This is a genomic window from Bradyrhizobium agreste (assembly GCF_016031625.1).
In the GTDB taxonomy this organism is placed as follows: domain Bacteria; phylum Pseudomonadota; class Alphaproteobacteria; order Rhizobiales; family Xanthobacteraceae; genus Bradyrhizobium; species Bradyrhizobium agreste.
Window position 1 is genome coordinate 1 of the sequence record NZ_JACCHP010000047.1, and the last position, 12,502, is coordinate 12,502.

8 protein-coding genes and 2 pseudogenes are annotated in these 12,502 nt (G+C 60.7%); 6 read left to right on the forward strand and 4 right to left on the reverse strand.

Annotated features, from left to right (window positions below):
- A pseudogene (locus HZZ13_RS36055) lies at positions 1 to 832 on the reverse strand (RHS repeat domain-containing protein); the annotation flags it as partial.
- Between the two features lie 149 nt (positions 833 to 981).
- Positions 982 to 3,855 (reverse strand): SpvB/TcaC N-terminal domain-containing protein, encoded by a 2,874-nt coding sequence (locus HZZ13_RS36060; protein ID WP_197964175.1) that lies wholly within the window; start codon positions 3,853 to 3,855, stop codon positions 982 to 984.
- A 597-nt stretch (positions 3,856 to 4,452) separates the two neighbouring features.
- Between HZZ13_RS36060 and HZZ13_RS36065 the strand changes: the two genes are divergently transcribed.
- From HZZ13_RS36065 to HZZ13_RS36090, 6 genes and pseudogenes are all read left to right on the forward strand, one after another.
- Entirely contained in the window at positions 4,453 to 4,932 is a 480-nt protein-coding gene (locus HZZ13_RS36065) for a prepilin peptidase (RefSeq protein WP_197964176.1), read from the forward strand.
- Between the two features lie 36 nt (positions 4,933 to 4,968).
- A complete protein-coding gene (locus HZZ13_RS36070; protein WP_246504694.1) occupies positions 4,969 to 6,699 on the forward strand; it encodes a GspE/PulE family protein in 1,731 nt (576 codons plus the stop codon).
- Positions 6,629 to 7,879, forward strand: coding sequence for a PilN domain-containing protein (locus tag HZZ13_RS36075; RefSeq protein ID WP_197964178.1), 1,251 nt, complete (start codon positions 6,629 to 6,631; stop codon positions 7,877 to 7,879). Before HZZ13_RS36070 ends, HZZ13_RS36075 begins: the two co-directional genes overlap by 71 nt.
- Positions 7,876 to 8,454, forward strand: a complete 579-nt coding sequence (gene gspM / locus HZZ13_RS36080; RefSeq protein ID WP_197964179.1) for a type II secretion system protein GspM — start codon at positions 7,876 to 7,878, stop codon at positions 8,452 to 8,454. The genes HZZ13_RS36075 and gspM overlap by 4 nt, the downstream gene beginning before the upstream one ends.
- Positions 8,451 to 8,954 carry a hypothetical protein gene (locus HZZ13_RS36085; protein ID WP_197964180.1) on the forward strand — a complete coding sequence of 168 codons (504 nt, stop codon included), beginning with the start codon at positions 8,451 to 8,453 and terminating at the stop codon, positions 8,952 to 8,954. Before gspM ends, HZZ13_RS36085 begins: the two co-directional genes overlap by 4 nt.
- 42 nt (positions 8,955 to 8,996) lie before the next feature.
- Positions 8,997 to 9,236: pseudogene (locus tag HZZ13_RS36090) on the forward strand (cytoplasmic protein); the annotation flags it as partial.
- A 363-nt stretch (positions 9,237 to 9,599) separates the two neighbouring features.
- Here the strand turns inward: HZZ13_RS36090 and HZZ13_RS36095 are convergent.
- Complete coding sequence (locus HZZ13_RS36095; protein WP_197964181.1) at positions 9,600 to 9,962, reverse strand: DUF7674 family protein; 363 nt, start codon at positions 9,960 to 9,962, stop codon at positions 9,600 to 9,602.
- A gap of 2 nt (positions 9,963 to 9,964) precedes the next feature.
- On the reverse strand, positions 9,965 to 12,502 hold a 2,538-nt coding region (locus HZZ13_RS36100), incomplete at its 5' end, for an RHS repeat domain-containing protein (protein WP_197964182.1).

The following is a 12,502-nucleotide window of genomic DNA, read 5'->3' on the forward strand; positions in this document are numbered from 1 at the left end:
GGCCGAGTGCATTGGTCTTAGTGACGGACAGGCCGTGATAGGCGACCTGGGACACGCTGCCGTCCGGCTTGGTCTTGGTCAGGGCGCGGCCCAGCGCGTCGTAGGTGAAGGTCGTGTATTGCGGCGTCCCGCCGTTGACGAAGTAAGGCCGGCTGGTCTGCGACACCCGCCCGAGCGCGTCGTACATGGTAGCCACACGGATCGCGGTGCCGTCAAAGCCCTGCGTCTCTCGCGCTATTTCGCGATCGAGCTGGTCGAAATACACGGTGACCGTCGGTCCGCTGATCGTGCCGTTGGGAGCATATGGTCGTTCCGCGACCAGATAGCTCGCCCCAGCGACGCACGTCTCGGTGCCTCCGGCGACACCGTTGCACAGCCTGTAGAACCACCATGTACTGGTACCGTCTGGACGGATCTCTCTGACCTTGCGGCCAAAGCTGTCGTATTCCCAGGTCGTGGTCAGACCGTTGGGGCCGGTCTGGCTGGTGGGCGTGCCGAACCGAGCGTCATATTGCCAGCTCTCGCTCTGATTCAGCGCATTGGTATTGCCCGTGTTGAACTGGCCTTTGGCATCGAAACTCGAGGCCGAGCTCCGCGTCGCAATATCGGCGCCGCTGACGGTCACCGTCAGTCTGTTGCCGAAGCTGTCATAGGTGTAGTCGGTTTGCAGCCGCAACGCCGGCGTGTCCGGTTCGACCACCTCCTGCACTAGCAGGCCCGAGGCCCCGTCGTAGGCAAACGACGAGGTTCGCGTGACGCTCGAGGCCCATGCCGCGCTCGACATCGTTGCCACAAGCCCTGCCGCAACCGACAGCTTCTTGATCGTATCCATTGCCATTCCCCAAGCCCCAGATTCCAGAATTACGGCCGGCACAGAGCAAAGCAGTGCCGATGCCGGCTTACGCTGGCCTCAACTCACGCGAATTGTTACGCAAACGCGGACACGCCCAGCCGGAGCGTCTCCGGCCGGGCAGCTTCTGACTATGGTGCGACACCCGTGACGGACGATCTCGTCAGCCGTCCGAGATACCAGGCGGCTGTATCATTGCTATAAGTGCTCACCGTCGTCTTGCTGAAACCGTCAGAGGTCGAGGTCACCACCTGCGTCGGGTTCAGATAGGCATCGTACTGGTTCGTGGTCGTCACCGACGGCAACGCGGAGCCATCGAAATCGGCCCCGCTGGAGACGCTCTGTGACAACGACACCTTGTACGGGGCCGAATTGATGCTCGGCGTGCTCACGCTGGCCGCACCAGACGCATTGCTGAACTGATAGCTGTTCGACAACTGGGTCAGTTGCATTCCCTGAGCCGCAGCGCCTCCCGGCGGCGTGCCAGGCGTCACGCTCTTGGCCGTTGATGCGATCATGCCAGTATAAGGAAAGTCCTGCCGGTAAGTCGTCGTACTCGCGATGCCGGTCTGCAGGTCCTTCACGCCAGTCTGGGCAAAGCCGAGGAACGCGCGCCTGCGCAAGTCGATCCGTCCTCCAGAATAAGTATAAGACGCGCTGACGGTGCCGCCGATCCCGTTGCTGGTGTTAACCTGCGACACGACATATGCGGACGAGACAAGGTCAAGCATGGGGAACGCCGTGCCCGTTCCCTTGGTCACAACCGAGGTGTTGGTGCCGGGCTGGTACGTGACCGTAGTCGCACTGCCGAGGCCATTGACAGCCGAAATCATGACATCGGCTGCAGGGCCGCTCGTCGGAGGAGTCGCAACATGAGTTCCGGACGGCCCAAATCCAACGACTCCCGTAAAAGCTATTCCTTTAACGTCCACCATGAAGCGTGGATGGGAGTTGCTGTCGGTCCAACCGAGGTCGGAGCCGAACTGAGCAACCCATTGCTGCATTGGCCCGAAGCTCGTCCCCGTGTTCAGCGACACGTAAACGCCGCCGCCTCCGAAAGCGACGACGTCAGGCAACCCGTCGCCATTCACATCCGCAGGCATCCTCGGATGAATCTTGTTGTTACCCCACCCTTGGTCGTAGCCGTATCCCGCAATCCAACTCTGCATCGGTCCGAAGCTCGTACCCGTGTTCAGAGACACATAGGTACCACCACCTCCAAAAGCGACGACGTCGGGCAACCCATCCGCGTTCACATCAGCGAGCATCCGCGGATGCGTGTTGTTGTCGCCCCAGCCCAGGTCATAGCCGTACTGCGCGATCCACTGCTGCATCGGCCCGAAGCTCGTCCCTGTATTCAATGAGACATAGGTACCGCCACCTCCAAAGGCGACCACGTCCGGCAATCCGTCGCCATTCACATCGGAAAGCATCCGCGGATGCGTATTGTTATCGCCCCAGCCCAGGTCATAGCCGTACTGCGCGATCCACTGCTGCATCGGTCCAAAGCTTGTCCCTGTATTCAGAGAGACATAAGTACCGCCACCTCCAAACGCGACCACGTCCGGCAATCCGTCGCCATTCACGTCAACAAGCATTCGCGGATGAGTGTTGTTATCGCCCCAGCCGAGATCGTAGCCGTACTGCGCAATCCACTGCTGCATCGGTCCAAAGCTCGTCCCTGTATTCAGAGAGACATAAGTACCGCCACCTCCAAACGCGACCACGTCCGGCAATCCGTCGCCATTCACGTCAACAAGCATTCGCGGATGGGTGTTGTTGTCACCCCAGCCCTGGTCGTAGCCGTACCCTGCGATCCAGGTCTGCATCGGCCCGAAGCTCGTCCCTGTATTCAAAGAGACGTAAGTACCGGCGCCTCCAAAAGCGACCACATCCGGCAATCCGTCGCCATTCACATCAACAGGCGTCCTCGGATGAGTGTTGTTGTCGCCCCAGCCTTGGTCGTGGCCGTAACCCGCAATCCACGTCTGCATCGGCCCGAAAGTCGTCGCAGTGCTCGTCCAATTAAAGGTCGTCGATGGCAGGCAATTGTTGCTTGCGTCACAGATCGTCAGGCTGGTCATGCGGCTGCGGTTGGCGGGACCGCTTTGCTCATATGCGAGCTGATAGTCTGACACCAAGGTAGATCCCGCATAGGCCTGCACATTTGTCAGGCGATAGGCGGTCGTGATCCGAGATCCCGCCTGATACTGCGGAATGATATCCGGCCGCGTCGCATAAACGAATTGCACCGAGTTGGATGGGCTGCTGCCCGCCGTCGTGTTACCAGTATAGTCAATCCGACTCGGATAGAACTGCCCATTCGCCGTGTCGTTGGTATAGGTGACTGTGTAGTAATTCGACTTGCTATCGCCTGCCCTGGCTAGCGCCCAGACTCGCACCGAGGTCTTACCTTGCGCCAGAATTCGCGAGTCGGCAGTGTTGCCAAATTCCATGATCTGACCAGACTTCGTGCGAACTTCAAACCACCCCGGTCCACTTCCCTCCGAGCCGTGCGAGATGATCTTCGAGAACGTCTCAATTTCGGTGCGGTACTGCGTGCCATCGGCGCCATAAGTGCCGCTGATCGCTACAAGCCTCTGACCGTTCATGCAGAACCGGTCATTCGCGTCATAGTTGACACCGCCGAGCGCGCCGTCCTGGGCCAACGTCCTGCCGCACCGACCGATCGACGGCAGGCCTGAGAGAGTCCATCCCATGCCCAGTGGGCCGTTTCCACTCTGGCTGCTATAAGCCAGCGACAATGCTGGCATCATGCCCGCCACACCCGGCGGCACACTGATCGGGATCGAATAGGTTGCGGCTCCCGTCGGACTCACAGCGAAGTTGCCAGGCACAGACATGGTGCCCGCAATGCCCGGCGCCGGTCCGACGAAAAAGGTCGTTGCAGCCACGACGACGGCTGAGCGCTGCCGCAAGCAAGCAAAGGTGCTTCGGCCAGCCGGGGATTTTCGCTTGTCTCCGATCATTTCCGCCTCGATCATGTCCCATCTCATTCAGGAAAAGCAGACCTCGTCGGTCAGGAAGAAGAGCGAAAGGCGCTCACCCCTTCCCGACACTCACTCATGCAGGTTCGTTTCGTCATACTAGAGCTTTGGGGCGCTGACGGCTCGGCTCGATCCTTCGCGTTTGTTAGCGCCGGACGTCCCCCCCGGAAATGCCCTAGGAGCTGCCTATATGTTCACGCCAATGGCAGGGAGACGCAGTCGAGATCGTCGTTGCGGAAAATCTCTGCAAGCAAGCCATTCAATCGACCCCAAATTCCCATTCCCGTGTCACCGAATAAAACTTTCGGTTGTCTCAACGTCAATGCGACGCGCATCTTTTCCACAACTCCCCGATTGAGATGTGGTACTGCACAGAAGCACGTCACTACGGCGCCGGTGACGGCACTGTTCTGCTGTCAGGTGTTCACGCAAGAGCCAACAACGTCCGCCTAAAGCGTGATGCAGGCATGAAGATCGCATGAAGCGTCGATGACGACGCTATTGTCCACAGCCACGCAATCTGGCGTTGACCTTCGCCTTGCAAGTCGAAACGCTCTAGCGCAATGATCTTGCGGCGGCTCCGAGGTGACCCGAATGACAATTCCGAAATTGGCTCCTGAGGATCTCTTTTGCGGCTTCGTTCTAGCGGGACTTCTCCTCGCGCTTTCGATCGCGGATCTTCGCCGGGGCATTCTGCCCAACTCCCTGACCTTGCTGCTCGGGGTTTTCGGTCTGCTGCAATCGGTCACCGTCGGCCGCCCCGCGCCGTTGGACGCGCTCATCGGCTCTCTGGGGTGCGCCGCGCTGCTGCTCGGCCTCGCGGCAGCGTTCCGCAACGTCCGTGGCTCCGATGGTCTCGGCTTCGGAGACATCAAGCTTGGCGCGGCCGCGGGGCCCTGGCTCGGCTGGGAGCCGATCCCCTGGATGCTTCTGATCGCCTCGGCGCTCGCTCTAGTCTTTATTCTAACGCGAGCGCTCTGGCGGCGGCATCTCGACAGATTCGAGAAAACAGCCTTTGGACCGTTTCTAAGCGCCGGCATCTTCGCAAGCTGGGCATCAGGGCATCTTTATTGAGTCATGCAAGCTGCTTCCGCCGTCAAAGCAGATTCCATGCCATCGCTCGCGAGTCAGGAGGGCGCGGTCGACCGGGCTGCGGCCAGCAGCTTCCTTGAGGCCTTCGGCTCGTTTCTGCTGGACAGCAAGAAACTCGACAGCCAAGCACTCGAGCGAGCCCGGCGCGCGGCGCTCTCGACCGGAGAGCGGATCGATCGGGTCCTCGGTAAGCTTGGCCTGCTGCCTGATACCGAGCTAGCTCTTTCGCTCGCGGCGTTCCTGAAAATTCCAATCGCCAATCTGTCCTCGATTCCGGCGGCGCCCGTCCTGCCCGAGACGATCGATGCGGATTTTGTGCGCTTCAACAGGGTTCTTCCGCTCAGGATCGACGGAAGCCGTCTCGATGTCGGAACGACTGACCCGCTGTCCGACGAACCCTTGCGCGCCCTCGCCTATGCCACGGATCTCACCGTCTCCGTGCAACTGTTCCTTCCGGCCGATTTCGACCGGGCTCTGGACACGGTCTATGGCGGCACGAAGTCGGACGGTCATGCGCAAGTGGCCGGCACCGACGCCAGCGAGCATGACCTGCAACGGCTTCGGGATCTCGCGAGCGAGGCGCCGACGATCCGCCTCGTCAATCAGATCATTACGGAGGCAGTGGAGCAGCGGGCCAGCGACATTCATGTCGAACCGACGGCCGACGCCGTTCTGGTCCGCTACCGAATCGACGGTGTTCTGCGGCTCGTGAAGAGCCTAGGCATGGAGACACGGGCCGCGGTGACGTCCCGCGTCAAGATCATGTCGCGGCTCGACATTGCCGAGCGCCGTCTTCCGCAGGACGGACGCACCAAGATCGCCGTGCGAGGCGTCGATGTCGACTTCCGCGTCTCGACGATCCCGACAGCCTTCGGCGAGAGCGTTGTCATGCGCATTCTCGACCGCTCGCAAATCCGGCTGGATTTTACCGAGCTCGGCTTCGACCGAACGCGCATCGGATATTTCGACGACCTGCTCAAGCAACCCGACGGCATCATTCTCGTCACCGGCCCAACCGGCAGCGGCAAGACCACGACCCTCTATACGGCACTCCAGACGCTCAACACCGCCGAGCGCAAACTGTTCACCGTCGAGGATCCGATCGAATATCAGCTCAAGGGCATCAACCAGGTGCAGGTGCAGTCGGGCATAGGGCTCACCTTTCCGGCGGCGTTGCGCTCGATCCTGCGGCAGGACCCCGACATCATCATGATCGGCGAAATCCGCGATCTTGAGACGGCACGTATTGCCGTCCAGGCATCCCTCACCGGGCATCTCGTATTCTCGACCCTGCATACCAACAGCGCCGTCTCGACCATGACGCGGCTGACGGATATGGGAATCGAGAACTATCTTCTGGTGTCGACAGTGAAAGCGGTGACCGCCCAACGCCTAACCCGGCGTCTCTGCCCGCACTGCTCGGTCCCTCATCCCAATGCCGCTTATCTCGCCGATGACATCCGCAGGAGGCTCAAAAGGCTATCGCCAGCAGCCATTCCCGACATTCGCCAGAAGCACGGCTGCGATCAATGCGGCGGTACCGGCTTCCAAGGTCGCTCGACCATCTCCGAATTTCTATTCCTCGATCCGACAATCCAGCGCCTCGTCCTGGCAATAGCACCCGAGACTGAGATCGAAGCCGCTGCGCGGGACGCCGGCATGATCACCATGTACGAGGATGGGCTCGAGAAGGTGTGGCGCGGCCAGACGACCGTGGAGGAAGTCGTGCGCGCAACCCGGAGCCATTAGCAAGATGTCCTTCCTCGCTACGACCAGCCCGCTCAAAAGTCTTCTCGGAGAGGGACGCATATCCCAGGCCTGGCGGACGGCATCGCGATCATTCGCCTCGTTCTGGGCTTGGTGGAAACGAGAATTCTTCAGCCTGTTTGAGAATCCATTCGGACGGCGGCTTCTCGGCCCGCAGCGACGGACGCTCTATCTGAAGCAAGCTGGTGCCAGTGCGATTGAATTCCACATGACCGGTGACCGAAGCGAGCCGGAGACGACGGAACGCTTTTCCAACTACACCGCCGAAACATTGGATCGGTTTCTCCTGGGAAAGGGCATTGCGCGACAGGATGTCGATCTCGTCGTGGTGGTTCCCACTGACAGGTTTTTCGGCCGAACATTGCGCCTGCCTGAGCAGACGCTGTCCAATCTCGACCAGATCATCGCCAAGGACCTTGCGCGAAAGACGACGTTCAAGCCGGAGGATATCCGCAGCAGTTACGAGGTCGAGCGCGGATCGGACTCCGGCAAGATCACGGTCCATCACTGGATTATTCGGCGGTCGTTCATCGCGCAGTCACTCGACAAATTTCACCTCGGTGAGGAGAACGTCGCGCGGATCGAGGGATTTGGTCCGGCTTCCTACCCGCGCGTCGTCCTCAATTCTGCGGCGGCCGGTCGAATCGCCTGGTACTGGACCGCCGTGCGCGCGCTGGCGCTCGCTCTTCTGGTGCTCGCCTGTGCCGCGTTCGGCCTTGCAGTCTGGCGCAAGCAGGCGAAGCTCGCGGAGTTCTCAGACAAGATCGAGGCCAGCCGCGTCAAGGCGCAGTCGATCCGGGCCCAGATGGATGATCTGGACAAGCGTCAGAGTGCGGTGATGCGCGTGCGCGGCGACAAGGTATCGAGACCCAACCTCTCGGACATCTGGGAAAAGGTCACCGTAATCTTGCCCACCCAGTCCTGGTTGACCGAGCTCCAGCTGACGCAGTCTGGCGCCGGCACCGATGCGCAGACGTTGCGATTGACGGGATTTTCGCCAGCTGCCGCCGAGCTCGTGACGTTGTTCGAGAACGCCGGAAGTTTTGCCGACGCGGCATTGACAGCTCCCGTCAGCGTCGATCCAACCGAAAGGCGTGAACGGTTTGCCTTGCAGATGAGGGTGAGGAATCATTACTCTTCCGAAAAGAGGGCGCCGCAGTGAGGCGGTTTTTCCAGCTCTCCCGCGACAGCGGCCGCGCACTGTTCATGGGCTTCAATGCGTTGGTTCTCCTGGCCGTCATCGGACTGGGCGCTGCGTTGGCCGACTACACCCAAAGCCTGGATGACGAGATCGCACAAAAGCAGCAGGTGCTGGGCCGTCTGGAGGCGATCCTCGCCCGAGAAGGCGACGTGCGCGCGGCCAGCGAGCGCATCAAGACCCAATTGACCGAAGGCGACTTCCTGAAAGGTGCCAACGAGGGCGTCATTGGGGCCGAGCTCCAGATTCGGCTCAAAAACGTTGCCGAGCGTAATGGCGCACGTGTGCTGACCATGCAGGGGCTGACGCTCCCGGCGGACGACGTATTGCGCTATATCGGGGCCAAGATCGCGCTCGTTGGAACACATCAGCAGCTGCAAAGGGCTATCTACGAAATAGAGTCCGACAAGCCTTATCTCTTTATAACAAACGCAAGCCTCAAGCCGACGGCCGGCACGAACGGGGATTCCACCGAGCCGACGCTCGAGGCGCATCTCAACGTCACCGGCACCCTGCCGAAGGATGTAGGTCAGCCATGAAGCCGCGGCGGCCCCCACCTCTCGCCACGATTTGTCTGCTGGTCCTCGGCCTGCTCGACGCATGTCTGCTGGGTGCAATCGTCAAGTCCAGCTTCTTCCAATCCGTCGAAGCATCCGAGTCGGTCATCGGCGCTCTTGACGGCGCAGGCGAGAAGAAGGTCCCGGAAGTCCCTGGGAAGCAGATTGCGGCTCTCGGCCGAACCTTGGCGACGCCAGCGTTCTTCAAGTCGCGCGCTCCCTACGTGCCGCCGGCGCCTGTTACCGTTGCGGCTGCACCGGTCGCGCCCGTCGCGCCGCCACCCACGGTGACCGTTGCAGGTATCGTGATCGACAAGCGGGTCAAGAAGGCGTTGGTGGTCAGCCCTGCCGACAACAATGGGACGTGGCTCAACGAAGGCGATCAGGTCATGGGCTGGAAGGTCGAAGCGATCACGGCGGCTGGTGTGACCTTGCGGCAGAACAGCTCAAAACTGGACGTCAGGATGTATCCGCTGCCGTAGTGGAACATTTGCGACACATATGGGATGTACGCGGCGCAACCACTCTTCGAGGCCAACGTGCCGAAGGCCAACCGCAAGTTCGGCTATTTCGCCCTGCCCGTGCTGGTCGGCGACGGGATCGTCGCCGCGCTTGACCTCAAGACCGACCGGCAGGAGGTGAAGCTCTTGATGCAGGAACGGACCGAAGTCGGCCAGAGCAGGAAGACGGCGGGGCGCAAGGAGCTCAAGCGCGTGATCGAGGAGGAGTTCGGGCGGTTCGAACGATTTCAGCTGGTGGAGTGAACACAGTTCGTCGGTGGACTGGCGAAGCGTAGTCCATCGACGTCCTTCGCTCCGGAGGTTCACGAAGTCTAGTTGGCGTGACTGAAACAGCATCGCGTCAAGCGCGTTGGCGTCTGCCGCTAAACTTGCGCTCGGTGTTTACGATATGCACGAGCTTGAGATCGAACGCCTTTCCATCGAACGGCTAGCGACGCCTTTCAAGCCCCGGTTTCACGAGACCTGTAGTGGACGGCAAGGTGGGGCCGGCTCGCGTAGCTACGCCTTTCGCGAAGGCAACCGTAAAGAACGCTCTGACCTTTGACATAGGCAGTCAGGTAGCCGTACCGGACCGCAAGCGACCGCGAAAGATGGTGCGAGAGGATATCAAGGGGCTAACCAAGCCTCTGCGTGATGTCGTGATCGCGGGCCTAGAAATGGAGCCATCTCCTTCCATAGGCTTTCAGTTCGTACGGCCCGAGTCACCAGAGCTTCGATGAGGCCAGTTGCAACGGCCGTTACCAACCCTTTGTCGTCACTCTCCATTGCCTGCTCAATCAATGAGAACACGCGGCGATTAGCATCAACTCCAGCTCGATCGAAGTCTTCGGCGATTTGATCACCAAGGGCGGCGAACAGGATAGTGATAGGCGGCTCTTCCGGCCCCCATTCGTTAAGGACCTTCTGGTATGCAGATTGTAGGCGGCTCGAGGCCGCAATCAACAAACCGACAAAATCTTCTTGGCCCATCGTCACCGCCCTCCCAAGGCATTGCGCATATCTCTTATTACGTTCTCCGCCGCAGCTCGATCTCCTGGCCGAGCGGTTAGATTGTTGGAGAGCCAGCGCTCAAGAGCCCGAATGCTATCGCCGGCCTTTTGAGAATGGAAGGCTCCGCCTACTGCCTGGCCGGTCTTTAGTTCTTCTCGAATTGCAGCTGCGGTACTACCACTTCCGACGGTTGCATTTGGCCGATAAAGCTGGTCGAGCAGTCTTGCCAGCTCCGGATCCGAAACAGCGGGCTTGCTCATAGCCGCACGCAGCCCATCCTTGTAGAGCTCGTGAGCGGCTCTGTTTGCTGCTCCGACCCCTCTAAGGCTTCTCAAGGCATCAACGCCTGCAACAATTCCTGCTCCAAGCAACTTGCCGCCCGAAAGCGCAAGTGCAGAATCTGCCAATGCCTCCGCACCATAAAGCGTGGCCGCTCCGTACTGCCTGTCTCTCCAAGCATTTTGCGCCAGATCCATATATTGAGCGCCGGGATAGAATTGATTGAGTAGCTGCCGCGCGCTATCAGCTGGCACATACTGCGGAGGCATCGCCCCATAACCGACCTGCTGCACGAGCGAGCTGGGCGAAGACGGCTGCACCTGTGACACCTGAGGAGGATACGCTTCGATCCCCGCAACCAACGCTGGTGTCCAAACAGAGATTGGTGGCGGCGCCGGAGACAGATTGAGGTTGGCAGAGCAGATCGGACAAGGGTCGACCCACGCAGGAAACACTGTTGGGGTCGGCAGAGGCGTCGGATAAACCATCCACCCTGAGCTAGATGCGCTACCAGTTACACTCCCTTCCGAAGTCACTTCGTGCGGGGTGAGATCCAAACATGCCCCAACAAAGCCATCTGGCCCACTACCGCAATAGCCAGTTGGATCAGTCAAGTTAAGCGGGGCGTTGTAAACATAAGTGTATCTGTTCCATCCCTGTGTGCTGAGCGGCCTTGGGATGGTCGGATCTGCACTTGTCATGCGCGCCACTATTGGATCGTAGACGCGCCCGTTGAGGTGGACGAGGCCCGAGACCGAGAGCTGCTCCTCGCCGGTGAAGCCGCGGCTGCTCTGGCTGGTGATGCTGCCGGTGGTATCGTCGGTGCCGTTTGGGTTGCGCCGCTTGCCCCAGGCATCATAGCTGAGCCGCTCGACCACGGCGCCCGCCTCGTCGGTGATCACCGCGATCGAGCCGAGATGGTCGCTGTGGAAGTAGCGCGTCGCCACCGTCTCGGAGACGACCTGGACGGTCCGCATGCCGACCATGGCATCGCCGACCGACAGATAGTCGGTCCAGATTTGCGAGCTGGTGCCGGGATTGGTCACCTCTGCCGAGACCCCGAACGCCGAGAGGTAGAGCTTGGTCCCCTCCGGCGTCACCTGCTTGAACCGCTGGTGATCGGTGTCGTCGACGAAGCTGATCGTGCGCGTGCCCTGCGTGATGCTGGCCGGCTTGTTGTAGGAGGTCCAGGCGATGGTGCGGCCAAGGCCCGAGGTCTGGTTGCCGTTGAGGTCGTAGGTGAATGTGGTCGAGATCAGGCCGGCGCCGATGCTGGTCACCGCGTGCGGCTGCGCTTGCCCCGCCGCCGGATAGGTGTAGCTGCCGACGTCCGACTTCGACAGCAGATTGCCGATCGGATCGTAGGAGAACGTCTTCGACAGCGGCGTCGGCGTCAGGTTGACCGTCGACGACAGCAGGCGGTTGAGACCATCATAAGTGAAGGTCTCGCTGAGATTGGTGTTGGCATCGTTTCGCGACAGCGGATTGCCGCGCTTGTCGTAGGTAACGCTGAGATTCTGGACCGCAGAGCCGCTGCCGGTGGCGACGCTGGTCAGCCGCCCTGTCAGGGCATCGAAACCTTTGGTAGTGAGGAGGCCGTTGCCGGCCGTCTGCTGCGTTAGGTGCCCTTCCGCATCCATCGCATTCGCGGTCCACTGCACCTGGCCTGTTGCATCGTCGAACAGCTGGTTGACGTCACCGAGGCTGGTATAGGCGTAACGCGCCGTGAAGCCGGAGGGGTAGCCGACCTTGCTGAGCTGACCGTTGGCATCGTAGGTCGCACTCATGTTGTAGGTCGCGCCATCGATGACCATCGCGACCTGGGTCGCCCGGCTGAGCGCGTCATAGCTGACGCTGCGCGAATAGCCGGCGCCCGCCCCCGCCGTGATCGCGGTCGAGGCGAGCTTGCCGATCCCGTGCGCGGCCGTATCGTAAGTCCAGGTACTGGTCTTGTCCGGCTCGACCCGCTGGATCACACGATCGAGCTTGTCATAGGTCAGATTTACAGTCTGTCCCTTGGCATCGGTCTGGCTGACCGGCAGGCCGAGCGTGTTGTAGCTGTAGCTCCACGATCCCATGTCGGGATCGGCATCGACGATCTTGGCACCGCGGGGGTCGTAGGTCGCCGTGCTCACATTGCCGGACGGATCGGTGGTCCTGGTCAGGTTGCCGAATGCGTCATAGGCATAGGTGATGGTCTTGCCGAGCGCGTCGGTGACCGAGACGATGTTGCCCTGGCT

Coding starts and splice junctions, on each gene's coding strand:
- HZZ13_RS36060 (WP_197964175.1), bottom strand. CDS start 3,855: ATGATCGAGGCGGAAATGATCGGAGACAAGCGAAAATCCCCGGCTGGC.
- HZZ13_RS36065 (WP_197964176.1), top strand. CDS start 4,453: ATGACAATTCCGAAATTGGCTCCTGAGGATCTCTTTTGCGGCTTCGTT.
- HZZ13_RS36070 (WP_246504694.1), top strand. CDS start 4,969: ATGCCATCGCTCGCGAGTCAGGAGGGCGCGGTCGACCGGGCTGCGGCC.
- HZZ13_RS36075 (WP_197964178.1), top strand. CDS start 6,629: ATGGGCTCGAGAAGGTGTGGCGCGGCCAGACGACCGTGGAGGAAGTCG.
- HZZ13_RS36085 (WP_197964180.1), top strand. CDS start 8,451: ATGAAGCCGCGGCGGCCCCCACCTCTCGCCACGATTTGTCTGCTGGTC.
- HZZ13_RS36095 (WP_197964181.1), bottom strand. CDS start 9,962: ATGGGCCAAGAAGATTTTGTCGGTTTGTTGATTGCGGCCTCGAGCCGC.